General features: G+C 67.2%; 19 protein-coding genes and 1 pseudogene. 4 read left to right on the top strand and 16 right to left on the bottom strand.

The features are described 5' to 3' along the window. The first annotated feature begins 33 nt into the window (after positions 1-33). Entirely contained in the window at positions 34-852 is an 819-nt protein-coding gene (locus tag OG252_RS20510) for a L,D-transpeptidase family protein (RefSeq protein ID WP_266448143.1), read from the top strand. Between the two features lie 234 nt (positions 853-1,086). On the opposite strand, the gene OG252_RS20515 is transcribed toward OG252_RS20510, so the two are convergent. The 4 genes from OG252_RS20515 to OG252_RS20530 form a co-directional block, all read right to left on the bottom strand. Next, on the bottom strand, positions 1,087-2,187 hold the full coding sequence (locus OG252_RS20515) for a hypothetical protein (protein WP_329337787.1): 1,101 nt from the start codon (positions 2,185-2,187) through the stop codon (positions 1,087-1,089). Then, positions 2,187-2,849 carry an RNA polymerase sigma factor gene (locus OG252_RS20520; RefSeq protein ID WP_329337789.1) on the bottom strand — a complete coding sequence of 221 codons (663 nt, stop codon included), beginning with the start codon at positions 2,847-2,849 and terminating at the stop codon, positions 2,187-2,189. The genes OG252_RS20515 and OG252_RS20520 overlap by 1 nt, the downstream gene beginning before the upstream one ends. Positions 2,850-3,129: 280 nt before the next feature. Further along, positions 3,130-3,606, bottom strand: a complete 477-nt coding sequence (locus OG252_RS20525; RefSeq protein ID WP_329337791.1) for a hypothetical protein — start codon at positions 3,604-3,606, stop codon at positions 3,130-3,132. Beyond that, positions 3,606-4,229, bottom strand: coding sequence for a hypothetical protein (locus OG252_RS20530; protein WP_329337793.1), 624 nt, complete (start codon positions 4,227-4,229; stop codon positions 3,606-3,608). The genes OG252_RS20525 and OG252_RS20530 overlap by 1 nt, the downstream gene beginning before the upstream one ends. A 468-nt stretch (positions 4,230-4,697) precedes the next feature. On the opposite strand from OG252_RS20530, the gene OG252_RS20535 reads away from it, so the two are divergent. Beyond that, complete coding sequence (locus tag OG252_RS20535; protein WP_266434635.1) at positions 4,698-5,219, top strand: hypothetical protein; 522 nt, start codon at positions 4,698-4,700, stop codon at positions 5,217-5,219. A 26-nt stretch (positions 5,220-5,245) separates the two neighbouring features. Here the strand turns inward: OG252_RS20535 and OG252_RS20540 are convergent, their stop codons facing one another. The 9 genes from OG252_RS20540 to OG252_RS20580 all read right to left on the bottom strand — a co-directional run bounded on the left by OG252_RS20540 (position 5,246) and on the right by OG252_RS20580 (position 15,817). Further along, positions 5,246-6,148: a hypothetical protein gene (locus OG252_RS20540; RefSeq protein ID WP_266434637.1), complete on the bottom strand. Its 903-nt coding sequence runs from the start codon at positions 6,146-6,148 to the stop codon at positions 5,246-5,248. Between the two features lie 833 nt (positions 6,149-6,981). Next, complete coding sequence (locus tag OG252_RS20545; protein ID WP_266434640.1) at positions 6,982-8,643, bottom strand: alpha-keto acid decarboxylase family protein; 1,662 nt, start codon at positions 8,641-8,643, stop codon at positions 6,982-6,984. Positions 8,644-8,662: 19 nt separating this feature from the next. Next, a complete protein-coding gene (locus OG252_RS20550) occupies positions 8,663-9,460 on the bottom strand; it encodes an MBL fold metallo-hydrolase (protein WP_266434642.1) in 798 nt (265 codons plus the stop codon). A gap of 47 nt (positions 9,461-9,507) precedes the next feature. After that, positions 9,508-10,461, bottom strand: coding sequence for a sugar phosphate isomerase/epimerase family protein (locus tag OG252_RS20555; protein WP_266434644.1), 954 nt, complete (start codon positions 10,459-10,461; stop codon positions 9,508-9,510). Between the two features lie 44 nt (positions 10,462-10,505). Next, the gene (iolE, locus tag OG252_RS20560; protein ID WP_266434645.1) at positions 10,506-11,420 is read right to left on the bottom strand and encodes a myo-inosose-2 dehydratase; all 915 of its coding nucleotides are present in this window, start codon (positions 11,418-11,420) and stop codon (positions 10,506-10,508) included. Beyond that, entirely contained in the window at positions 11,417-11,941 is a 525-nt protein-coding gene (locus OG252_RS20565; protein WP_266434647.1) for a hypothetical protein, read from the bottom strand. Before OG252_RS20565 ends, iolE begins: the two co-directional genes overlap by 4 nt. Next, positions 11,938-13,047, bottom strand: coding sequence for a ferritin-like domain-containing protein (locus tag OG252_RS20570; RefSeq protein ID WP_266434648.1), 1,110 nt, complete (start codon positions 13,045-13,047; stop codon positions 11,938-11,940). Before OG252_RS20570 ends, OG252_RS20565 begins: the two co-directional genes overlap by 4 nt. Next, positions 13,044-14,894 (bottom strand): GMC family oxidoreductase, encoded by a 1,851-nt coding sequence (locus tag OG252_RS20575; protein ID WP_354006255.1) that lies wholly within the window; start codon positions 14,892-14,894, stop codon positions 13,044-13,046. Before OG252_RS20575 ends, OG252_RS20570 begins: the two co-directional genes overlap by 4 nt. Beyond that, the gene (locus OG252_RS20580; RefSeq protein WP_266434650.1) at positions 14,849-15,817 is read right to left on the bottom strand and encodes a hypothetical protein; all 969 of its coding nucleotides are present in this window, start codon (positions 15,815-15,817) and stop codon (positions 14,849-14,851) included. The genes OG252_RS20575 and OG252_RS20580 overlap by 46 nt, the downstream gene beginning before the upstream one ends. Before the next feature lie 1,592 nt (positions 15,818-17,409). On the opposite strand from OG252_RS20580, the gene OG252_RS20585 reads away from it, so the two are divergent. Together OG252_RS20585 and OG252_RS20590 are read left to right on the top strand one after the other, a co-directional pair. After that, a complete protein-coding gene (locus OG252_RS20585) occupies positions 17,410-21,033 on the top strand; it encodes an ATP-binding protein (protein ID WP_329337798.1) in 3,624 nt (1,207 codons plus the stop codon). A 234-nt stretch (positions 21,034-21,267) separates the two neighbouring features. Next, positions 21,268-23,106, top strand: a complete 1,839-nt coding sequence (locus OG252_RS20590; protein WP_329337800.1) for a glycoside hydrolase family 15 protein — start codon at positions 21,268-21,270, stop codon at positions 23,104-23,106. 326 nt (positions 23,107-23,432) lie between these two features. On the opposite strand, the pseudogene OG252_RS52355 reads toward OG252_RS20590, so the two are convergent. From OG252_RS52355 to OG252_RS20605, 3 genes and pseudogenes are all read right to left on the bottom strand, one after another. Continuing rightward, positions 23,433-23,591 (bottom strand): annotated as a pseudogene (locus tag OG252_RS52355) (IS110 family transposase); the annotation flags it as partial. Positions 23,592-23,820: 229 nt separating this feature from the next. Next, on the bottom strand, positions 23,821-24,714 hold the full coding sequence (locus tag OG252_RS20600) for a hypothetical protein (protein ID WP_329337802.1): 894 nt from the start codon (positions 24,712-24,714) through the stop codon (positions 23,821-23,823). Continuing rightward, positions 24,711-25,340, bottom strand: a complete 630-nt coding sequence (locus OG252_RS20605) for an RNA polymerase sigma factor (protein ID WP_329337805.1) — start codon at positions 25,338-25,340, stop codon at positions 24,711-24,713. Before OG252_RS20605 ends, OG252_RS20600 begins: the two co-directional genes overlap by 4 nt. Positions 25,341-25,477: the final 137 nt, after the last annotated feature.

The following is a 25,477-nucleotide window of genomic DNA, read 5'->3' on the forward strand; positions in this document are numbered from 1 at the left end:
AGACGACGGGGGGTCGCCGTGCGTACTGAGGACATGGGGAGATGGTTCGCCGCGCTGCTGGCCCTGGCCGCGCTGAGCGCCTGTACGGTGCGGGCCGCCGACGGGGACGGCAAGCAGGGCTCGCCGGTGCGCATCGAACTTCCCGGCAGCAGTCCCCCGGCCACTCCGAAGGACGACAAGCCGAGCTCCGCGCCCACCGAGAAGGAGACCGAGCCCGCCCCTCAAGTCCTCTGGTCCCGGGGCGACACCGGCCGGGACGTCCGTGAGCTCCAGGCCCGGCTGCGGCAGGTCGCCTGGCTCTTCGACGGGCCGACGGGGTCGTACGACGAACTGACCGAGCGGGCGGTCGAGGGCTTCCAGGGCAAGCGCGGGCTGCCGAAGACCGGCGAGACCGACACCGTCACCTGGCAGCGGCTGCTGAGGATGACGCGGGAGCCGGGCAAATGGGACCTGTATCTGATGGGCGGACAGCAGGCCGACGCACCGGATCCGCGCTGCCTGACCGGGCGGGTGCTGTGCATCAGCAAGTCGAGCCGGACCCTGCGCTGGATGATCGACGGACGGACGGTCACCACCGTGGAGGTCCGCTTCGGCTCGCAGTACACACCCACCCGCGAGGGCGTGTTCAGCGTCTACTGGAAGTCCCGGCACCACGTGTCGACGCTGTACGACTCGCCGATGCCGTACGCGATGTTCTTCAGCGGCGGCCAGGCGGTGCACTACTCCTCGGACTTCGCGGCCCAGGGATACGCGGGCGCCTCGCACGGCTGCGTCAACGTACGGGACGAGGCGGCGATCGCGGACCTGTTCACGCAGGTGCGGAACGGCGACAAGGTCGTCGTCCACTGGTGAGGCGCGAGGATTCAGGTATGGGGCGCGGGCGGGACCGGGGGAACGTGTCCCGCCCGCGCCTAGGTGCACGAGCCGCGAGTACGGGGGGAACCCCGGCTCTGTGCGACGGCCGATGACCAGTCGGCTCACTCATTACTGCGCCACGGCGGCCGAAAACGTCACACTCACCGCGGAAGAATTTCGACGGAACTCGCGCGACCCACGAATCCGCAGGTCAGTGACGTCCTTTTTTGATCAGAGCGCGCTGTACGTCGGGCTGGGCGTCGATCCGGGCGAGGGCGTGGCCGGCTCCGGCTCCAGGGACGCGACGGCCGACGGCGTGGCCAGACCGCCGTTCGCGTGGTGGCCGTTGCCGCCGGTGCCGTTGTCGCCGCCGGTGTAGCCCTCGCCCGGGTTCCGGCCGTCCCCGTCGTCACGGTCGCCCTTGACTTCGTTGTCTTCCTGGCCGTCCTGGCCGTTCTGCTCGCCCGTGCCGCCCTTGCCGTCGCTGTGGGCGTCCTCCTCGGACGAGCCGGAGGCGAGCACACCGGCGCAGTACTTCCACACCTTCGCGGAGCCGCCGGCCGCGCCCTCCAGCGCGCGCCTGCGCTCGGAGCTCAGCCTCTCGCCGTCGCGCACGGCACTGCAGGCCGAGACGGCCCCGCTCCACTCGCCGCCGGAGCGGCCTTCCTGGCCGTCGGCGCCGTTGCCGGTGCCGGTCTGCGAGCCGTCGTCCGGCGTGGCCGAGCCGCCGCGTGCGGTGTCGCGGGAGGAGCCCTGCCCGGTGTCGCCGGTGGCGCCGTCGGGGGTGGGCTCGCTCTGAGGGCCCTTCGGCGAGGGCGTCACCAGCGGGCGGTCCGGTGTCACCGCGGCCGAGACGGAGGCGGCGGGTTCCGGTTCGGAGTCCTTGAACGGCAGCGCTCCGGTTCCGGCCGCGAAGGCGACACCCCCGGCCATGCCGACGGCCAGCGCGGCGGCCAGCCCGAGGCGCACGGGGCGGGTGCGGCGGCGGCGCGGGGCGTCCGGGTCCGGGCCGCCGATGCGGACCAGGCCCGCGTCGGAGGAACGGGGCCGGGAGCGCCGGTCCCGGGAGGCTCGCGCACCGCTGTCGTCAACAGCCCGGTCGCCGACCCAGTCGTCCACGCGATCCGTGCGCGCCTTGCGGAAAGCGGCCAACGCGGCCGCCTCACCAGGGAGTTCGGCACCGGCAGGCGAGTCGACGGAGAGTGCGCCGAGGGTCTTGGCGAGCCGTTCGGCCTGGTCGCGGTCGGCCGCGTCGACAGCATCGAGGGACTCTCCGCTCAGCAGACGCTCCGCCGTTTCGCGGTCCAGCCACCTATAGTGCTCGTCGGCCATCACATGTCCTTCTGCGTCCGCGCACGTGTATCCGTCACACTCGCGGACGTCACCGCCCGTCCGCGCGGTTCTCGCGGGGGTGGCAGGGCGTCGAGGCCGCCCGTCGATTCCGGATCGCCGTCGATGAGTTCGGCGAGCCGTTTCAGACCGCGGTGCGCGGCCGTCCGTACGGCACCCGGCCGCTTGCCGAGCGTCTCGGCGGCGGTCTTGGCGTCCAGGCCCACGACCACCCGCAGCACGACCGCCTCGGCCTGGTCCTGCGGCAGCCGGGCGATGAGGGAAAGGGTGCTGTCGGTGGCCAGCGACTCCATGGCCTCGCCCGCGGTGTCGGAGTCGGCGGGTCTGCCGGTCAGTTCGGTCTCGTCGCCGCCGATCGCGGGGCGGCGGCCGCGCATGCGTATGTGGTCCAGCGCGCGGTTCCTGGCTATCCGGGCGGCCCAGCCGCGGAAACGGTCCGCGTCGCCGCTGAACCGGTCCAGGTCACGGGCTATCTGCAGCCACGCCTCGGACGCCACGTCCTCGGCGTCGGGATCGCCGACCAGTGTCCGTACGTACCCGAGCAGCCGCGGGTGCACCGTGCGGTACACAGTCCGGAACGCGGTCTCGTCCCCGTCCTGCGCGGCAAGCACGGCGGCCGTCAGCTCCGCGTCGTCCCCCAGCACAGTGTTCCTCAGTCGATGGTCGCGGCTTCGAGCCGCCGATGGTTGCGGTGGTCCTGCAACTTCCGCGCCCGGCGCGAAAGGCACGTTACGACCTGAAACCGCTGCCCGTCCATGTCCGTACAAGATGCAACTACCTCGGACGGGGCGCGTGACACCCGGGGGTGTGACAGAAAACGCACCGACGGCGCTGTAGGAAGTACGGGCCGCCGCGCGGCCCGTGCCGCGCGACGGCCGGGGCCTCTCCTGTGGGGGGTGGCGGCCCCGGCCGTCTCCGCGACGTCTACCCCTCTGGCCTGGGACGATGTGGGGCTTCACCTGGCGCCGTGACCAGCGGCGTGACCAGCGCGTCCGGCGCTTCATGCGATGCCCCCAGACCAATGCGCTGAGCCGTCCCGGCCGCGAGCTTGCGGGCGCCTTCGACTCGGCGCTTACCGTGCTGGGCCATGGTGTAGCCCGGTGAGTGGTGCCTCACGTTTGCGGAGACCTCCACAGGATTCTCCCCCGCATCCAGGTCGTTGGTGACCTTGCTGTGCCGCCAGTCGTGGATGCGGAACCGGTCTGGAAGGTCCAGCCTTTCTCTGATGGTCCGCCATCGAGCGCTGACCTGGCCGGCGTCCTGCGGCCCTCCGGGGGTGATCCCGTCCTTACGGAGCCTGTATCCATCCCGCGCGAAGACGAGGCCCTGGTCCGTCCAGAGCGCACCGAGCTCCTCCTTCCACATCTGCTGGCGCTCCCACTGCACCTTGAGCACGCTCATCAGCGCCTGGTCGACGTAGATGATCGCGTTGTCGTCCCCGTCCTTGGTGAGTCCCAGTGGATGAGGTCCCACATCATCCCCAGGGCCTCGCTGCGCCGGACGCCCGTCGCCGTGTACGTCGTCCCCCGCGGCGCATCACGCGTGCAGAAGTGCAACGGCCCGCAGTCGCGCTGCCCGCACGGCGTCCAGACGTCCCCGCGGAACCGTGCCGTCGCTGCGTCGTCGAGAGTCACGAACTTGCGCTGTTGCGATTTGATCTGCCGGGTCGTGGGCGGATTGGCAGTTGCCGCCGGGTTCGCCGGGATCAGCTTCTTCGTGACCGCAGCCTCGAACGCACCCGACAGGATGTTGTGGACGTGGCGAACGGACTTCGCCCCCAGGGGCTTACCTCGGTTCGTCGGACACGGCGTCGTCTCCAGCTTCCGATACAGGGCATCCAAGTCGTCGTCGGTGACGTCTCTGAGGTTCTTCGCCCCAAGGTGTGGCTTTATGTGGAGGCGAATCTTCGGCGCGTACCCGGCCCGGGTCGTTTCCTCGACACGGAGACCAACGAACCACTTGTCCAACCACTCGCCGAACTTCATGTCGGAACGCGCGACGATCGCCCCGGCTTCGTGGCCCACCAACCAATTGCGAAGCGCCCTGTTGGCCTGCGTCTTGTTCGCGTACTCACGGCCTACCCAACTCGTTTCCTCTTCGGGCCACTTACCTCGATCTTTTGTGAGGGCCCACCGACGGTGTCGGTGGGCCCTCACAAAAGATCGAGGTTAAACAGCAATTCACCCGTTTGGCCCAATGAGCGTGCCACGTTTCCCATGCTGAGTAAGCTGATATGAGGAGCGTTTGATTCCATTCCGGCTGCCTGACTTAAGGAATCCGGTCGCTTCTCCGGCTCCGCCGGCGAAGGACGCCGATTTGGTCAGGAGTGCGGTGCGTGCGAAGCCTTAAGGGCTGATCGAGCATGTGACGGAGGCGTTATGCCTGACAGGACGGGAAGGGCGGCTTTGGGGACGGCCGTCGCGCTGGCTGCCCTGCTCGCGGCCGGTGGCTGTGGGGGAAATAGTGCGTCCCCAGGTGAGGCCGCGACATCCGTGGACGCCGAGCCTGTAGGAGCCGCCACCCTCTTTCCGGGAAGCGAACAGGAAGAGGGGCAGGATATCGACATCCCGCAGACCGCCGTCGGTGAGCCCGCGGCACGGGACGTGGAGATCCGCAACAAATCGGATGAGCCGATGGTCGTCAACGACGTGTCGGCGACGGGGTTCGAGGTGTCCGATGACACCTGTACGGGTGAGACGATCAATCCTGGAGAGTCCTGCACGTTCCAGCTGCTTGCTCCGCCAGGTGAAAGCACGACGGGAAGCCTGACGGTCGAGACCGACCAGGGATCCATCAGTTCGGACCTGTCGGCAGAAGCCGTCGAGGAGGACTCCAGCTCCTCGCCTCAAGAGACACCCCCGCCCACACCCACACCCACCGACCTGCCGTCATCTGCCGATGAAACAGAAATCATTCCGACTCAGACGCCGGACGAGCCGGACAACACTCCTGACGGCTCAGATGACGGCTCAGAAGAAGACGTCGTGCCGGAGGAATCACCTGGGGTGCCGTAGTACGACTGCCGGCGTCACCACACGGGTTACCGACGAACAACCCCGCGCCACATACCGGACACCTCCACCCGGACGCTGTCGTCGTCGGGCAGGACCAGGACGACGTCGACATCACTCGGGCGCTTGTGCGGCACCAGGAAATACCGGGTACTCGACTTTGCAAGAATACGAAACCCGGTACACCGGAACCGATACGGCCGATCCGCCCGGCCACGGTCCTCGCAGGTAATGGAGGAGGCCGAGGCGTGGATGGGCGTGCGGGAGTGGACCAGCACACGCGTGGTTCCCCGGTAGCCGCTCTCGGCGTCGTTCTGGGCGCGGGACATCCCCGCCCCGTACGCATAGCGCGCCATGACGAAGAAGATGATCATCACGACCGCGGCCAGCAGTAGCCCTTGTGCGGCGTTCCACAGACGCTGTCTCCGATACTCAGGGCCGTGCCGCAGATACAGCGCGAACAGCAGTATGAGGACGCCGACGGCCACCACTACTGGGGGAAGCAACTCGCGTACCCAGAAGCTGGAAATCCCCTGCAGCACTCCACGTTGCCACCAGAGCGGCTCCAGCAGAACCGGAAAGCTGACCAGGAGCAGCACGGCACCCGATGCGGCAACTGCACTGGCTGCCAGCCTCCTTTGCCTGTCCGACGCCTTCTCCGACAGCCACCGCTCCGTCGCGCGGAACAACAGCACCCCCACGAGGCCTAGGACAAGCAGGACCCACAGCGGAAAGAAGAGCGCGGTGGGACTGTCGAGCAGGTAATCCTGGGGAGTGAGCTCCAAATCACGCATCGGGATTCCGAAGTAGGAGTAGTAAGCGCTCCGGTACCTGTTCCCCAAGTAGTACAGCAGGCCGATCACGACCGAGCCCGGTGTCACCACATAGGCAGTCCTCTCGAGAAAGGACTTCCTCCCCGACTCCTGCTCCATAACGCCGACCTCCTGCGATTTGCTGTTTCGAAATCTAGATGCCAGCCCTCACAAGGATGGGCTTTGACACGCACCGTGCGACTGTGGCTGGACCGTGAGGAGCCCGTCGCAGCGGGGCGCCCGCGCGCGGTCCCAGCTGCATCGCTGCGAGGCCTTTGCCGGCGAACCCGAGCCGCCCTCAGCGCCCCACCCCTGAAAGTGCGTACACCCGTAACCCGATCCCACGGATGAATGAGGGTCTGCCATGCCCCGCTCCGCACCGCTCCCGTTGCTGACGGGGACCGCAGGTGCGCCGGCTACGGTCTGCCCTGCGGCGAGCAGGTGACGTCCATCCCCCGCATCGGTGGCGGAACGCGTGCCTCCTACGCCTGCTCCGCGTACGCCTGTTCCGCGTACGCGGCCCAGCACCGCAAGGCAATCTGAGCGGCGCTTTGACGGTGGGGCGGCGCGTCAGTCCGTTACGGACCAGTCGCTCCTGCCTATCCCCATGCGCCCCTGGCTGACGCTGTTTGCGCCCCGGGGGTGGTGCCGTGCCGGAGGTACTACCGAAACAGGACGCGACAGCGCCCGTATCCCAGCGACCTGTCCGATGCGCGCTGGGAGTCGGTCGGACCCACGCTCACCACCTGGCGAGCTGAACGCAGCGGCAAGGGCCTGGACATCCCTGGACATCGGGCTGTGCATCGTCGGCGCCGTAGTCGATGCGCGGCGGCGAAACCCGGCTGGCGCTGGCCGGTCGCCGGGCGGGTCCCTGGCCAGGAGCCGGCGACGAACCGCTCCCGTGATTGCAGTGATCTTCGCCGGAATTAAATTCTCGCCCCTTGTTCGTCCTGCTAATGGGCCTTCCACTTCGCATTGTCGGGGATCGTTTTTTCAGGCACTCGCACCTGGATGATGGACGGGCCGCTCGTGTTCTCCAGTGCACCCGTCACAGCATCCCTCAGCTCTCCATACGTGCCGACTTCCCAACCCCGGCACCCGAACCCGAAGACCTCTGCCAGCATGCTGTAATTCCACCGGTGCAGCACGCAGGGCTTGTAGAACGGCTCGTCGGAATGGAATACCGCTGCATCAGCGAGCCACTGCTCTACGGCGTAGACGCCATTGTCGATGATGAAGATGACCGGATTGAGCCTAAAGCGAGTCTGTATCGAGAGGCATTGGGCGGTCATCTGGAAGCCGCCGTCGCCCGAGAAAACCATTACCTTCTGGTCGGGACTCTTTGCCAGGCAGATACCCGTCGCGGCCGGCGCGCTGTAGCCTATCGACGAGTAGGACGACTGAACGATAAACCCTCCCGGGCTGGGCACATCGAGCAGCAGGCTCCCGAAGTAGTTCATGCTCGCATCGGCGCCGACGATGGTGTTCCTGTCGATGTACTGCTGGATGCAGTTGTAGAACCCCTGGTACGTGATGACATCGGCCTCGCCCATGGTCGGCGCGCTGCGGGCCGGCTTTTCCGGAAGTTTCCGCTCTTTGGGCGCGATCTTTTCCGCCAGGATGCCGTCGATCAGGTGCTCCAACGCGACCTGTCCACCGAAATAGGTTCCGAACTTGACCGCGTCGAACGACGCGAATGCGGTCTTGTCGTAGTCCGGGTCCCAGCCCAACGAGTTGATGTCTGTCAGCCACACGCCGAGGGCCAGTATGAAGTCCGACGTGCTGGCCAGATCCGTGACGGCCGTCGAGGACGCCTGGCCGTCGAGCACGCCGACGAACAGCGCATCGTCTTCGGAAAGGACGGCTTTACTGAGGAGTTCCGTGACGAACGGGACGTTCAGTTGCTGGATCAGACTCATGGCCTGGTCCTGAAGGCCGAGCCGGTCGATCTCCACGCCAAGCCAGATGAGCGGATTCTCGGCGCTTTCGAGCTTTGCGCAGATCTGTGCGACCGACTGTTCCAGGCTGGTCTCGTCCGACAGGGTCCTGGTCGGCTTCAGAACACCTCTCGGCGGCTCGCACTCCAAGTCGACCATGTCCTGGAGCAGCTCGATATAAATCGGGCGCCGTTCACTTATGCACCGGGTCAGCGCATAATCTATCAGCGTCGGCGCGAGGTCCGGGTTGTCGATCCGTATGGCCGCGACCGTCAGGTGCTCGAACGACTGAAGATCCGTTTCGCGTCCACTGATGAAGTGATGTGCACTGAAGCCGGTCTGCTCGAAGGTGATGGTCTTCTTTACGCTCGGTGTGCCGTTGATCAGCACGAGCGGCACCTTCTCGACATAGGCACCGGCGACAGCGTTCACGGCACACAGTGCGCCTGCGGAGTAGGTGACGCAGAGGGCGCCGATTCCCTTCAGTCTCGCATATCCGTCCGCCGCGTAACCGGCGTTCACCTCATTGACTTCCTCGATGATTTCAATGCCGTTGGGCGTGACATGCCGGTTCAACCATTCTATCGAATAGTCACCCGCGATGGCGAACAGATGCTCCAGCCCGAGTTGGCGGAGCCGGTCTGCCAGGTACTTTCCTACAGTGCAGGCCTCGTTCATGGTTGGATCACCTCCGTGGTCAGTAGTCGCTCGCGCCGCCGAACAGCCGGGGCATGTATATGTCGAAGATCCCCGGGCACTTGCGTTCCGGATACCGCTGCAGCATGAAATTCTTGAAGGTGTCGTTTGTCAGCCCGTTGCCGATCGCCTGCCGGGCGGCGGAAAGGTACTCGATGTTGCGGGCGACTTCGTTCTTGTCGGCCGGCAGGCCGTGGCCCGGCATGAACAACTCGTAGTCGGACACCAGCATTTCCTGCAGCACCTGAATCCAGTGGTCCATGTGTTTCGTCAGGTACAGATGGGTGCCGCTGTAGATCAGGTCCTGAGCGAAATACACGCCTATTTCGGGAAGCCTGATGGTGAGGTCGTAATCGATTTCGGTGTCCGTCACCCGATCGAAGACATACCTGGTCCCGTCGATTGTCTCTTCGCCGGGACTGGCGACTTGCTTGGGAACGACTATGCGTTCCGGGGTGAGGTCGCCGAGTTTCCAGTGGTCGCTTCTCGAGTCTTCCCCATGCTCGTGGATGAAGGTCATGGTTTCGGACAACGCGTAGACCGTGATGTCGGTGAACGCCGTCCCCAAACCGAACCAGTGGTCAGGGTGCCGGTGAGAGACGTACAGTCTTTCGATCGGCTTGCCCAGGCTGTCGGCATAGTCCCTGAACGCCCTCGCATAGGGGGCGAGGAACTGCCCGTCGACGAGAACCAGCTGGTTCTTGGTTTCGATGATGTGCGTGGCGTTCGCGATGTTGCTGTACGCGAAGGACGCGACGAAGGTGTGAATACGGACATCGCCTGTCTGCTTCACGGTCATGATGATGGGGTCTGACACCTGAGTTAGCATTCGAGGCCTCTCCGGGGTTATGTGGTCTGCTCTCGCAGTTCCTCCAGCGCGGCCGCCGCGACATCGTAGGCGCTGTCCCTGCCGGGCACCGGGTCGTCCTCGCCAGGTCGCCAGAAACGCCGACGTGCCATGCGCATAGAGCTGTCGAACGGCGGGATCGCGTTGAACACTTCGATCAAGTACGGCCCGCGGTACACCGGCTCGATCTCGTGCGAGATGACGTCCCACGGGATCCAGCTGTCCTTCACCGCCCCCCGGTCGGGTGCGGAGATATGGACGTAGTGGAGCCGGTTCTGCCGTGCGGCTCGCGCGACGTTCTCCTTGAAGGCCGAGGGACCCTGGCTTTCCATCAGGACCTGCGCCGTGTCGATCGCCACGCCGCCCTGTGGGTGCTCGAGGCTCTCGAGGAAGTCCAGTACCTCCGAGACCATGTTGGGTGGCGGCGTCTCCCAGTTCTTGACGGGCTCGACGGCGAGCCGCACCTCTCGCGCCGCGGCGTACTCCAACAGCTCTTCGAAGACGGAACGCGCTGCGTCATAGCGCGGCTTCATCCAGTCCTGCAGGGCGTCGCTCCAGATCGGCTCATCGGTGTCCGTGAGCGGAAAGACCCCGTAGGGGGAGATGAACGGCCCTGACATGATCGAGTCGCCGCCCAGGACCCGTGTGATGTCGACGCGTGACTTGAGGTAGGACAGGGCCTGGCGGCGCTGCTCCTCGTACGGCGACGTCGGGTCGAAGGTGCGTGTGGTCCCGACGTTGGTGGTGAACTTCGCCTCCCCCAGCCCTGCCTGTTCGAATGCCTTCCTGAGGCCGATGTAGCGGTCGACCTCGATCTTGTGGTCGACCGTGGTGGGCTGGGCGGCGATATGCACGTCGAAGCCGTCGTAGCCCAGGTCGGTCAGGGCCTTCAGGTGATTGATCAGGATCCGGCTGTACTGTGTGTCCTGTGGCCGCAAATCGGCCGTGAACATGAAGAAACTGAAGAATACGTCTCGTCCGAGTTTCGCGTTCATGGTCACCAGCCCAAGACGTCGGCCAGGTAGGCACGGGCCTTCTTGGCGTACTCGAGCGGGACCGCCTTGTTCGGATCCTGCTCCGCTTCCACGACCAGCCAGCCCTCGTACTGTGCGGTGGCCAGCACCTCGAGGATGGGCCGGAAGTCGATCGCGCCGTCTCCGGGCACGGTGAAGACGCCGAGTTCGATGCTCTCCTGGAACGTCCGGCCCTCTTCGCGCACCCGTCTTACGACTTCGGGCCGGATGCTCTTCAGGTGGACGTGGCCGATGCGGTCGGCGTAGGCCCGGGCCAGGTCCAGCGGATCGTCGCCGGCAAAGGCCATGTGGCCGGTGTCGAGCAGCAGGTGGACCAGGTCCGGATCGGTCGAAGCCATCAGCCGGTCGATGTCGGCCCGGGTCATGACGCCGGTGCCCATGTGGTGGTGATAGCTGAGCTTCATCCCGGCCGAGCAGGCGATCTTGCCAAGCTCGTCCAGGCCCGATGTCAGGGCGTCCCACTGGGAGTCGGTGAAGACCGGGCGGTTGGCGAACACGTCCACGGGAAGCAGGTGCGACGAAGCGCCGAACTCAGCCACGACCAGCTCGGTCCCGCCCAGGGCCTTGATATGGGCCAGGGTCTCCTCGAAAGCGGCGATCGTCTTCTGCCGCATGTTGTTGATCGTGAAGTACGTGCTCGTCCAGGGCTCGGACACCCGCAGGCCGCGGAGATTGAGGGCGGCCATGAGCTCGGTGGCGTCCGAGGGGTACTTGTGCCCGATACTGCAGCCCTGGAAGCCGGCGAGCGCCATGTCGCTCACGGCCTGGTCGAAGGAGATGCCGGCGTCGATGGTGGGGAAGTCGTCGTTCCACCACAGGGTGCAGCAGACGCCGAGCTTCACCTTGTCCGGGCTGAGACGGTCAGTTGCGTACGTCATCTTGTCGCCCCTTTCAGGTAGCGGTCCGCGATGCGGGGCGGCTGAGTCCAGGAGCCGTATCCGGGTGCCTTGGCGCCCGGAGGGTTGGCCCCGATGGCCCGCCACAGCAGCCCCTCCTGGTAGGCGGCGGCGGTCACCGTGGAGGTTTCTGCCGCGGTATGGGCGCCGTAGCGGTCGATCCACTCGGGTGGCAGCGCGTACCACATCCCGGCGTACCAGAGCTTGATCACATTGCGGGCCACCGGGCCCAGGCGGTCGTCGCTGAAAATCCGGTGGCGCAGCGAGCGGTCGAACAGATCCGGGTCGAGCGGGGTTGGGGCAAGGCGTGTGGCATCACCGGCAGCGTCGGCGCGGGCTGCGCGGTGAGCGTCCAGGAGGGCGGTGACGATTTCGTCGCCGCAGGCGGCCCGCGTTTTCGCCAGATATTTGTGGGCCATGCCGGTGCCCAGCAGATCGGTTTCCGCGAAGGCGGTGAGGTCGGCCGACAGGAAGAGGAACTCCTCCAACGACGGGGCGGTCATCGCGTCACCGCCTGGGTTGTCTCGCCGGCACCGGGTGGGGTCTGCGGATTCGGCCCAGCCTCGGCCGGAATCTCGAAAGTGGGAGCGGCGTGCAGGCCGTCGCTGCCCGGCAGGGGGTTGCACACCAGCCGGTTGAACGCGTCACGCAGGCGGAACATCTCCCAGACGGCCTCCTCAAAGACGCCCGGCTGCCCGTTGAAAGCCTTCGTGAGCAGCGCGAGAAAGGCCCCGTAGTCGGCGTTGAAGTCCCGGGCCACACGGGCAAGCTCGGATCCCGTCGGGTAGTCGGCCAGCCGGGCATTGACCTTCACGTCGTAGACATCGTCCCAGGAGATGCTCAGCAAAGGTCCCGAAGGCGCGTCAGGGTGGTCGCCCACCTGGTAGTAGCGCCCGAGCTGCAGTTGCCGGAACCGGTAGTAGTGGGCCAGCTCTCCGCTCGCGTCGTACAGGCCTGAATCGAGGCCCTCGCCCTGGTCGGCGATGAGACGCAGCGCCTGCCGGGCCGAGTCCAGGTCGGAGACGACGATCACCGTCCCGCCGCCGGAGTAGAACGACTCGGGCCCCACCTGCCGGGCCGGATTCCCGCAGAAGAGCGCGGGGTTGCCGGCCGCCACCTTCTCGAGCCCTTCGATGATCTCCTCGTAGAACTCGCCGATGCTGTAGTAGCGCATTCCTTCGGCGGTGGGGCTGGAGAGCAGCGGAGTTGCGCTGTTTGATGTCGTCATCAGCCGGGAGCCGGCACCGGGGGCCTGGCCCGGCCGCTCGATCTTGCAGAACGTCTCCACCGCCTCGGGGGAGAAGGGCCGCAGGTCGACGGTGAAGTCGTTCTCCCCGTCCGGCAGGTAGGCCGGATAGGACGGCACGAAGCCGGGGCGGGTCAGGTCGGGCTCCCCGCCGATGGCGTTCAGGACGTTGGCCACGAGGGTCAGGTGCAGCATCTCCTCCACCGCGATCACCCGGATGATGTGGGCGGCGTCGGAGTTGGTGCCGGAGTGTATGGAGTAGTACGCGGTCAGGTACGGCGGGATGGTCGCGTGCTCGAGCGCCATCGCCGCGTTCAGGTAGCTGAGCAGGTCGTCACGGTTCTCGATGGTCGATACGGTCATCGGGCCGCCTCCCCTGAGGTCGGCGCCGTGTGGCGCCGGTCGGAGGTGATGTTGATCGGTGCGCTCTCGGAGTCGAGCTGGGCGAGCATGGCCCGGACGCTGCGCAGGCACAGGGCGGCGACGGTGAGCGTCACGTTCGACGTGCCCACGGTGGGCATGCTTCCCCCACCGACCATGTAGAGGTTCTCGTGATCCCAGCACCGCTGGTCCGCGTTGACCACGGAGGTCGCCGGGTCGCGGCCCATCACGTGGGTGCCGGCGAGGTGGTTGCCCCCGCGGATCTCGTACCCCTCGCCGTCGTGGACGGCGTAGCCCCAGAAGTTCGGGTCGTACGCGGTGTGGTCCTCGGCCCCCAGGCGGGCGAAGATCCGTCTCGACAGCTGTCGGGCGTACGCCACCCCGCGCATCGTGTACTCGGGGATGTCGTAGGTGAGGATGGGCCGCATGTTGCCCAGCTTGTCGGTGAAGTCCGGGCTCACGGTGACCCGGTTACTCGGGTCGGCGGGGACCTCGACCATGAACGCCAGCTGAAGCTGGCGGGAGACCCGGTCCACCAGGCCCTGGCGGAGGGACTCGCCGTAGCAGCCGCCGGAGTGCACCAGGCCGATCAGGTCGGTCATCGGGGCGCCCCGGGCCCAGCCCCAGCCGTCGTTGTGGATGTCGACGCTGAACGCCGCCTGACGGCTGCGGAAGTGGCCCCCGCGCAGGTCGGTGATGCCGCCCGTGCAGATCGTGCCACGGAAGGTGCCGGCCACCTCTGGCAGCAGGCCCCACGCCAGCAGGTAGGCGTGGTCCATGAAGTTGCGGCCCATCAGGCCGTTCGGACCGTGCAGGCCGGAGGCCAGCATCAGCCGGGGGTTCTCCACCGCGTTGGCGGCCAGGACGAACAGCCGGCCGCGGGCTGTCATGGTGGTGAAGCCGGGGCTGTCAGGCCGGTCGTAGCGGCGGTACTCGATCTCGGTCACCCGGCGCGTGTGCTCGTCGATGTGCACCTTGTGGGCCACCGCCTGGGCCACCAAGTCGACCCGGCCGCTCTGGAGGGCAACCGCGAGGGTCTTGCCGGCGTTGTACTTGGCCTGCACCGGGCAGATGGGCACGCAGTTGTTGTTGCCCTGGCACCGCTCGCCGACCTCGACCTGGTACGCACTCACTGCCCCTTGCGGCACATAGCCCTTCCCGCCGTCGTAGGCCGGGTTCGGTATCCCGTTGCGGCCCTGCGGGAACGGCCGGACCCGCAGCTTTCGGTGCTCCCCGTCGAGTTCGACCGGCATGCCGTCGATGTCCTTGGCGACCATCTGGTCCAGGTAGGACAGGGGCAGTCCCTTCATGGGGAACACATAGTCCTCGTCGAAGGTGATCCCGAGGTAGGCCTGGTCCTCCACGTCGGCGGAGACGCCGATCTCGCGTTCGGCCTCGTTGTAGTACGGGTCGAGATCCTCGTAGGTGAGCGGCCAGTCCGCCCCCTGGCCGTGGAGCGTCCGCATCCGGAAGTCCTCGGGCAGCATCCGCAGTGTCTTGCCCTCCCAGTGCATGGTGGTGCCGCCGAGGACCCGCGTATAGGTGGTGTCGGTGGCGAAGGGCCCGCTCTGGACGATGTAGGCCGAGGCGTCGGGCGCACCCGGGGTGATGCGCCGTGCGTCGGTGCCGCGGGGCATCGGGGCGTTGGCGACGGCCGGGTAGGGGGCCTGATTGTCCTTGCTGATGGCCGAGTAGAACCGGTCGAGGTACTTCTCGTAGCCCCTCAGGGTGAGGTCTTCGGCCGGGCCCGCTTCGAGGAGCAGCACTCTCTTGCCGGCGTTGCTCAGCCGCAGGGCGACAAGGGCGCCGGAGATCCCGCCGCCGACGATGACGGCGTCGTAGAGAACCTCGGCCGCCGTCCCGGGGTCGGTGCGCTTCGCCGCGCCCTTGGGGAATTTCGTGTACATGGGACAGTCACTCCTCTACTGCCGGGCGCAGCCGGGGCTGGCGTGGCGGCCGGGATTCGAGTCGGCCGGCCATGGTCCAGGGCCTGGCGCAGCCAGGCCATGGCGGGCCGCAGCCCGGCCGGCTTGCCGATGCCGGTGATGGTCGAGGCCTGGATCTCCTCGAAGCGGCGCGGTTGGGCACAGCGGGCGAAGAAGCGGTACCCGCTGGGCTCCTTGCGCAGGTTCATGGTGCGGTCCTGGTAGACGCCGAAAAGGCAAGCCACGTTCGAGTGCACCAGGCAGGCCGGCCGCTTTTCTGGGTGCCGGCGTCGAGGTGGCCGCAGGCGGCCAGGATGGTGATCGTCTGCAGGGCCTCGTTCTGCTCGGTCCACCAGCGGGCGTCGCCGGGCCAGGCGGCAGCAGGCCTGGCCCTTGGTCAGCGGCGGCCGGGCGTCGGCGCGGCCACGGCCGGCGGACTGCACGTAACCGTTGCGCGTCTGCACCGTCCAGCCCGGGCTCACGGGCAGGCCGGTCTTCGTCGCATCCATGGCCGTGATGCCCCCGTCGCGCACCCGGTGGAAGCCGTAGCCCTCGTCGATGCCGGGAACCAAGGCCGCACAGGACGGGGCGGCGATGCTGCACACGGGCGTCGCGTCAGGGCAGACGTCGCCCGGCGACCCAGGACCGGAAAAGACGAAGCCGTCGCCGGGGATGTTCCGGGACACGACAGCGGACATGACCGGCACGAGCGACGGCAGATCGCCCGCTGGCGGGGCACAGAAGCTGAGGACGCTCGCCCGCGCTGGGGAAGCGTCGGCCGGCCGGTTGGCGCGGGCGCGCATGTCGATCGTGGTGGACTCGGGCATTTCTAAAACTCCGTCACCTTTCGCGCGGACCTGGCGGATCCGGCCGACGGTCGGCGTCCTGGTCACACGGATGGAAAGGGTGAAAACCGCATGCGTCCATGGGCTGCCGCCACGGGTACGTGGGATTCCGGCGCGAGCAAGCCGATGGAGGCGCAACGGGGGCGCAGACTGTTCGAAGGTCAAGCTGCGAGTCGATATCGCAGCTGGTAACGCCTGGCGTGCAGACGACTGCCGCGTCTTCGACGATACGCGGGAACCATCAAGATCGCAGAGTGGGCCGCGGGCGCAGGACCAGGTCCACCCGCTCGGCCTGGGACACGACCTGCCCGTCGCCGCACCCTGGACGGCCGCACGGGTGCGGCAGGCCTCTCGTGAGCCACGCGGGTGGATCGCCGACAGGATGCGCGGGCCGTCACGGCAGCTTCCCGTGACCCAAAGAGCCGCGGTGACCTGAATGAGCATCAGAACTGGTGCCGTACACAACTTTTTACGCGGCGCGCAGCGACGCGGGACCTGGGCGGGGCCACACGCCGACCGGGCAGCGCGGGCCAACCGGCCATCAAGGGCTCATGTTTGCGCCCAGAAACGCGACGAGGACAGTAACGCACGACCACGCAGCCAGGCCGACGAGGCCCTTCTGCCAGCGGCTGGCACCATGAGGCGGATGGGGCCTGACGGGCCGTGTACAGGCCGGAGTTGAGCATGTGGTCGCGCTGCCTGGTCGACGTCTGTCGACGTCTTGCATGTCAGAGCGCTCAAAAGGGGTCCTTGCCCTTTGAACGCCCGATGAGGCCGCGTGGTGTTGTGCCGTGCACCGCAAGGCGCGGGCGACGGCCGACGCGTCGAACTGGTCCTCGTCGACGACGAGGACCGCCACCGGCAGGTCCCGATGGCCGAGGTCGACGGGTTCCGCAGAGCCGTTGCAGCGGAGCTACCGGAACTTTTCGGCAACGCACTTTCGGACAACGCGGCAAGGTGCGGCGGTCGGACCACGCGAAGCGGGCGGGCATAGTTGAAAGGACCCCGCTCAGAGGGGGAAGCACCCGGGCCCATCACCGCGGTCAACCGGGACGGGCCGGCGCAACGACGCCGCCCAGTCGCCGCCCTCGCTCGTGCGGCCCCGCCCCTCGGCGGCCGTAATCGGCCGCCCCGCTGCGAGTCGGACTCGCTGTTCGCCGACCGCGGCTACGGCCACGACATCCACCGCGACCCGGCCCGCGCTCCCGGCATCATCCCGGCACTCCCGGCATCATCGCGGCGGTCCCGGCAACCGCCCCACACGACCGCCCGGCACGACCGCCCGGCACGGCACCGGGCCGGGCAGCTGTGGCCGGGGCGCAGAGAGGAGGTTCGCGTGGCTGCCGGCGACCGTGTTGCGGTCTTCTGCACCAGTGCTTTCATGGAAATGAAGGCATGCATGCAAGTGGATATTCACGGGGCAGATTCCCTCGACGCGGGGCGGCGGTATCGCGCTGTGCAGCGTGGAGCCGGGAACGTCCATGTGAGACGACTCGCTGGTATCCATAACTCACCCCAGTACTCGGCATTATGACGTCCCACCACTCATGTGCAGCGCGGAGGGAGCGGACCTCATGCCCACCAAGGTCATCCGCCACCTGGAAGGCAAGGAACTGCCACGCAGCACCCCCTGGTACACGTTGTATCCGAGACGGTGGTGGTCCCGGATCTCGCGGGCCACGGGCAGAAGATGGCGGAAGCTCAGGACGGAAAGGGAGGCGAGCAGGAGCATCGTCCCCAATCGTCGCTGGCGCTCCGGAAGGTTTTCCCTCGGCCCCCTGCTGCGCGCATACGCCTTCCTCGGGACGGTTCTGCTTTTCACTTGGGTGGGACTGGCCGTTTACGATTTCGTGAAGGACGGCGAATCACCGTTCCACGCGGTACTCGCTTCCCTGTGGTTCGACGCCGTCAACGACATCGTGGGCCCTGTTCTGACGGGCTCTTTGCTACTGGCGTTCTTCCTTCTCTACTGGTATCACAAAACCAAGCTGCCGCTCACCGACAAGGCGCGCACGCATCCACATGACCTGGTCCCCACGGCCGGAACCCTCGTCAATCGGATCGTCGGGCGCCGGCAACTGTCCCAGGTGATGGCCCAGACACTCCGTAACTGGAAGACCCGGAAACCGTATCTGCTCGTCGGTGGCGTGGGCGTCGGCAAGACAGCCGTCCTGGTGGAACTCACCCGGATGCTGGCCCAGCAGTCCGCCGTTCCCGTGCCGATCAGTCTGCGCGACATGAGGGGCGACGGTGAACTCGACTTCGAGGAGATGGCACGGCGCCGCTTCGAGGAAGAAGCGGACCAAGGAGTGCTCGCCGGCAGCAACATCGACAAGACGTGGCGGCAGTTGAGACTCGACGACAAGGCCGTCGTCATCGCCGACGGCCTGGAAGAGGCCCTCCTCGACGAGAAGTACCAGGAGGATCGCGACAACATCATCCGACGGGCGATAGAGCGAGCGGATCGCCAGAAGCTTCCCCTGGTCATCGCCTCGCGCCCGCACGCACCGCTGGAGGGTACCCGGGCCGCGATCGCCAACCTGGAACCGCTGAGCGAGGAAGCGGCTCTGGAATATCTGATACCAGAACCCGGCGAGGTGGACGAGCGCCGCCTCGACTGGGTGGTGGAGACCGCCCAGGTCACGGATTCGCCGATCTACCTACGGATCGCCCGTCTGCTCCAGCAGTGCGGGCTGCTGGAGCACCTGACTCTCCGCGAGGAAGACGGCCGCCTGGACACCCGCAGCAACGACTGCTCCACTCTCCGGCTGGGGCTTTTGAACACCTACCGTCAGGCCATCGAAGACGGCCGCATATTCGACAAGCTGGTGATGGACCGCAGGGAACGCGGGGAAACCATGTGGGTCGTGTCGGCACTGGCCTGCCTCGGACTGTTCCAGGACAGTATCGAGGTGACGTTCGACGACTTCGTCAGCGCACACGTGGACGACCTCCTCAACCGCAGGCAGTCTCAGAGCAATCACGAGAAATCACCGGACACGGGTCCACAGCACGGAACCCACCTTGCTGTTTCTCCGGCACAACGCGACGCGATATGGGGCGCCTTGGGCCGAAAAGTCGGCAAGTGGGCGCCCTGGCTCAACACCCTCGACTACCCCATCGAGTGCCGTACCGAGCTGGCGAGATACACCGCCAACGGGCAGCTCCTCGGACTGGTGTACGGCTGCAACAACAAGGTCCGGTTCCCGCACAGCATCCTCCAGGCCTATCTGGGCTACCGCCTGTTGAGGGAGATGGCAGACGACGAGATCGACGCGATCGTCGAACCGGCCCTTCACAGCCCGGGCCCGTCCCGGGAACTGCTCATCGCTCTGGTGCTGCTCTCGCGAAACCGGGCAGGCCCCCTCTCCGCCCGGCCGGCCGCCGGGCCGCACACGGCTCCTCGTGCCCAGAGCAGTCACACAAAAACGCCGCCGAAACTGTCCGAGCTTCTCAGGAATGCCGCAGCGAACCGGCACGACGCCAAGTACTTCGACCTGTACGCGGCGGCCCTGGAAATAGACTGCACCGATCCGGCGCCGATACAGGACAAGCTGGCCCAAGACCTCGACGAACAATGGGCGCACCTCGACATCAGAGGCGACCAGCGGACCATCGAGGATGCGAAGCTGCGGTTGGTGCGGCGCTTCGGAGCTGCTCTGCGTGAACGGGACCGCCGCAGCAAGGGAAGCCATCCTCTGCCCTACAAGCACCTCTTCCGCATCGGCACCCAGGAGCCCTTTCATTCCGTCCGGATCGCGATCGCACACCAAATAGCTGCCGGCGGCGATGCAGCCTTCCAGGACCTGCGCACCGAATTCCTCGGAACCGATCCCGTGTCCCAGTACCTGGAGAAGATCCGTGACGCCAAGCAGAAACTCGACCACAACTACACTGCGTGGCTCGATGAAGAAGACTCGCACCCCGTCGCCGGCCCGGAGGCGGCGCAAAAAGGACAGCACCACCATGACAGAATCGTGGAGGAGTACGAGCAGAGCCGCACCACATGGTGGCGCCACTTCGCCCTGCGGGCCTGGCTCGTTCCCATGATGGTCGGCTCCGTCTCCGGAAAGTACCGTGCCGAGGCCAAGGAGCGGCTGGACCTCTGGTTGCACCACCTGACCACGACAGGCGACCAGCAGATGCCGCGCCTGCCGCTGTCTTTGGAGAACGCTCTGGCCCAGGGCTTCAAGAACGCGGCGAACCGCAGGAGACGCCACCCGGACGCATACGACGAGACCCGGACCTACCTGGTGAAACAGGCGGAGAAGATGCTCACCTGCAGCCGCTACTGGTACGCCCAGCTGGGTCTGCTCCATGCACTGTGCCTGTGGGAGCTTCCCGACACCATCGGCCACACCACCCCTTTCGGCGCGGCGAACGGGCACCGCCGCCGTCCCCCACCACCGACCGCCATCCTCCCGACAAACAGCGACACGGCCTCCAGCCGTCCGGTGGAGCCCATGCGGCTGGTCGCCCGATGGCTCGCCATCGCGGGGCATGCACACCAGACCCCACCCACCACCGGCGCCACACCCCAACGCCATACCGACAAGGCCCTCCACCCGTTCGTCGCCGAAGCCGGCGACCTGGTGACCCTGGCCCTGGAAACCGGACACCCCGAGCGGTTCATCTGGATCGACGAGAACGAAGCCACCGACAACGTCGGTTCCACCCCGGCCGATCCCGACCGCTACCGCAAGCACAACCTGTGGATCTCCCCCTCCGCCGGCTGGAGCATCCTGCACCCGCGAGCACAACGCCTTCTCGCCGACGTCCTGCTGATGCTCAATCTCACCGAGGGCAACGGAATGCCGGACGACATCGAGGAACGCCTCACACTCGCCAACAGGGACGACCTCCCGCACTGCCTCACCCAGGACCGCAGCCGGCTCCACCCCGAGCGCAGTGTCGGCCGGGTCGACAAGGACGCATCCCGCACCACCTGCCAGTCCCCGTGCGAATTCCGCCTGTGCCCCTATCCCCCCCAGGCCGGAAGAGCACAGACGGAAATGGCAGAACTGTTCTGCCGCCAGCAACAAGCGCTCCTGCACAGCCGCTTCAGCTGGCACCTGCCGGCCATCAGCCGGCGCACCGCGCCCTGGGTGAGCATCCCCGTGAAGGAGCTGGACGCCTTCTGGGAAGAGATGGCCAACCGCAACCGCAAGACCACCGACGACGACGAACACCTCCTGTGACACTGAGTCTGCGAGCCGGACGGGCCTGAAAAAGCGTCTGTTCGGCGCCAGAAAACAAATGGCCGCCCCGACGCACCCCCGCTGACACCGGCCCCCGCAGCACATGCGCGATACGCCGGCAACCGACCGACCGCCCACGCACCCAACTTGGCCGACGAGCGGCAGCAGGATCCACAGCTTAGGCTGATCGAGGGGGTGCGTCCGGGTGAATCTCACACCGAAAGGAGCACGCTGATGGACGGCTACCCACTGATCGAGGACCACGGCCTCATCGGCGATCTGCAGACCGCGGCACTGGTGAACACCGAGGGCGCAATCGACTGGTTCTGCTCCCCGCGGTTCGACTCGCCCAGTGTCTTCGGGGCGCTGCTGGACAAGGACAAGGGCGGTCATTGCACGGTCCGGCCGGCCCACCCGACCCATACGACCAAGCAGTTGTACCTGCCGGGCACGGCGGTCCTGGTGACCCGGTTCATGACCGAGGCGGGAGCCGGCGAGGTGGTCGACTTCATGCCCGTGACCGGTACGACGGTCACCTCCCGCCACCGGCTGGTGCGTCTGATCCGCTGCGTGCGCGGCAGCATGACCTTCCAGGTGGAGATCGCCCCCCGGTTCGAATACGGACGCAAAAAGCACGACGTCCACATCACCCAGCACGGAGCGGTCTTCGCCGCGCAGGACGGCAACGCACTCACCATGCACCCCATCCGTGAACCGGACGACGAACCACTCCAGGACATCCTCACGGACCAGGACGGCGACCTGCACCTGTCACTGACACTCCAGGCCGGCCAACAGCGCGGCCTGGTCCTGGAAACAGGAAGCCAGGTATTCCCCGCCGAAATCCACCTGGACGCCTACCAACAGCTCTTCGACGAAACCGTGGCGTTCTGGCGCTCCTGGCTGGCGCAGTCACGCTACACCGGACGCTGGCGCGAGATGGTGGAACGTTCCGCGATCACCCTCAAACTCATGACCTTCGCACCCAGCGGCGCCATGGTAGCCGCCCCGACAGCGGCTCTCCCCGAACAACTGGGCGGCGAACGCAACTGGGACTACCGCTTCACCTGGATCCGCGACGCCTCCTTCTCCGTGTACGCCCTGCTGGGACTCGGCTTCACAGAAGAGGCCCGCGCCTTCACCTCCTGGCTGAGCGACCGGGTCAAAGAGCGGGCCGGCAAGAGCGGGACCACCGGCCCCCTCAACGTCATGTACCGGGTCGACGGCTCATCCGACCTGGACGAACAGATCCTCGGCCACTGGCAGGGCTACGCCGGCTCCGCACCCGTACGCATCGGCAACGGCGCCGCGACACAGCTCCAACTGGACATCTACGGCGAGGCACTGGACAGCATGTACTTCGCACACCAGCACGGAATCCAGGTCGGATACGCAGGCTGGACCTCCATGCGGGAGAACCTCGACTGGCTCGACGACCACTGGAACCAGGCCGAGGAAGGAATCTGGGAAACTCGCGGCGGACGCCAGGACTTCACCTACGGCCGCGTCATGTCATGGGTGGCCCTCGACCGCGCGCTGCGCCTGGCCGATTCGAAAGGCTGGCCGGCCGCACACGCACGATGGCAGACCGAACGCAACGCCGTCTACGAACAGGTCATGGCCAAAGGATGGAACCAGCAACGCCAGGCCTTCGTCCAGCACTACGCCAGTGACGTCCTGGACTCCTCACTGCTACGCATGGCAACCGTCGGCTTCCTCAGCCCCGAGGACCCGATATGGGCCTCGACACTCGACGCCATCGAACGGGAACTGGTCAGCGACAGCCTCGTCTACCGCTACAACCCGGAAGCCTCACCCGACGGCCTGCGCGGCTCGGAAGGCACCTTCTCCCTGTGCACGTTCATGTACGTCGACGCCCTCGCCCGAGCAGGACGAACAGAACAAGCACGCCTCGTCTTCGAAAAGATGATGGGATACGCCAACCACCTGGGCCTCTATTCGGAAGAAATCGACTCAACAGGCCGCCAACTCGGCAACTTCCCCCAAGCATTCACCCACCTCGCCCTCATCGACGCAACCCTCACCCTCGACAAAGCACTCGACGGCCACTAGTCACGTTGAATGCGTGATGTCGTCATGGTGGGGCGAGCACGCGTCCAATTGCGGTGAGGGAGCCGTCGAGGACGTCGTGGCGTGGAGCTGGCGCAGGGCCCCGCCGGACGGCGGTGATCAGGTCCTCAGGGCCGGTGAACGCGCGGGTTGGCCGTGGTGGTGCGCCGCAGTACCGACCAGATGCCCTCGCCAGATGCCTTCGACCGGGTTGAGGTCCGATGCGTAGGGCGGCGGGAGTTGGCAGACGGTGAGCCAGTCGCGTTCGGCGATGTAGCGGCGCATCCCGGCTGTCAGGTGGGCTCACAGATGCCCCTATGTTGCGTCAAGAGGCAGCGGATGATCTCGCGTTTCGACATGCCCTGCTTCGTGCGTCGTCCGAGGTAGGCGCGCGTGCGGGTGCCACGGCGAAGACGTGTCACGACGATGCGGTAGAGCACGGCGTTAGCCTGGCGGTTGCCGCCGCGGCTCAGCCGTCGTCGCGGGGTCTAGCCCGCAGGGGCTGATCCAACCGTTGGACACGTGACCAGTAGCGGTCAGGAACAGGCAGAAACACCTGGATGAGGACCGGTCTGGACGGGAAGCGAGAACCTGCGCCCGGGCTACAAAGTGACTGGTCAGAGGCCCTTCATGCTTCTATCAGGCCAGGGGTGGCGGCCCCGGCCGTTGCCGTGGCGGGTGCTTCTTCCCCGCCGTGGCGGGCCGTTGCCATGACGGCTAGTTCTTCCCCTGGGCCTTGTCGGCCTTTTCCTGACTGTTGTCGGCGTTGTTGTCGGCCTGCCCGCTGCCCGCCTGCCCGCTGCCCGCGTTGTCACCGGCCGGACCGCCGGAATTCGCGTCGGCATTGGCGGACTTGCTCGGGTCGGCCGGGTTGGCCCGATTTGACGGGTTGGCCGGGTTGCTTCCGGGCGTCGCCCTCGCCAACTGCTCGGCGCAGTAGGCACGCACCTTCGCCTCACCGCCCGCGGCCGCCACCAGCCGCTGCCACGCCCTCGCTTCGAGCGCCTTGCCGCGGCCCTGGACCTGCTCGTACGCCCGGCAGTGGGCCTCGGTGTCCTGCGCGGTGCCCGGCCGGTCCGTGGGACCGGCCCCCGGCGCGGTCGTCGGACCGCCCGGCCGGGTCTCGTCGCTCGCGGAGGCGGTGGCACGGCCGCGGCCGTCCCCGGCGCCGTTCGAGGAGGAGCCCCCCGACGAGCCGATCGCGGCGTACGCGACACCGCCCAGCGCGAGGCTGGCGAGGAACACGGACAGCGTGGTCCGCAGCGAACGCGCCGCACTCCGCTGCTCCCGGGGCCGCCAGTCGTCCCGGCGCCGGGTGCGCGCCCGGTGCGCACCCGCGTCCCGGGCGTCCCGGAAGGCGGCCACGGCCCGCTGCTCGGCGTCGGCGTCGACCGTGCCGGCGCGCATGGCGACGGCGAGCAGGGTCTCCAACGCGGCGGGGTCGACCGCGGGACCGCCCGGAAGCCGATCGTCAGGGCGTACGCGTCGGCGGTCGGGGCCTCCGATGCCGTTCTGCCGCTCACCCATACCGTGTCCGTTCCCGTCCGGTCCGGCCGGACCGTCCCGCCGGATCGGGCCGCCCGGCGTCCAGTTGTCACCGTCGCCCGTCATGTCGACTCCCCCAGCGTCCGGGGACCGTCATCCGTCACACCTTTGTCCGTGCTCTCGCCGCCCAGCTGGCGGGCCAGCCGCTTCAGCCCCCGGTAGGCGGCGGTGCGCACCGCACCCGGACGCTTGCCGAGGACGCGGGCGGCCGCGGGGCCGTCGAGGCCGACGACGACCCGCAGCAGTACGGCCTCGGCCTGGTCGCGCGGCAGCCCGCGGACCAGCTCCAGGGCGTACTCCGTGGAGATGGCCTCCAGCGCCTGGTCGTGCGTGCTGTGCGGACCGGGCAGATCCAGTACGTCCTGTTCGAGCGCCGACGGCCGGGGCCGTACCTTCTGGCGGCGCAGATGGTCCAGCGCCCGGTGCCGGGCGATGGTCGCGCTCCAGCCGCGGAACCCGGCCCCGTCACCCTTGAACCGGCCGAGATCCCGGGAGATCTCCAGCCAGGCGTCGGACGCCACGTCCTCGGCGTCGTCGCCGACGAGACCCCGCACATACCCGAGCAGGCCGGGCTGGACCAGCCGGTAGGCAACCGCGAAGGCGGCCTCGTCACCCTGCTGGGCCCGCGCGACGGCCGCGCCCAGTTCCCCGTCGTACGCCTGCACCCGGCGGGGTTCCCCTCCTTGGCCCAAGAACCGTCCTCGTCCGTACCCGGTCGGCGGCGGATCCGCACGAAGCCGATTCCGCCGCCCTTGTCCTTGCCCCCCACGGTGATCAGCGCCTGGCCGCACCGAAGTGTCACAGCCGCCCGTCCGCCCCACGGTCCTCA

Origin of the sequence: Streptomyces sp. NBC_01352, from assembly GCF_036237295.1 — a bacterium.
GTDB classification, from domain to species: Bacteria; Actinomycetota; Actinomycetes; order Streptomycetales; family Streptomycetaceae; genus Streptomyces; species Streptomyces plumbiresistens.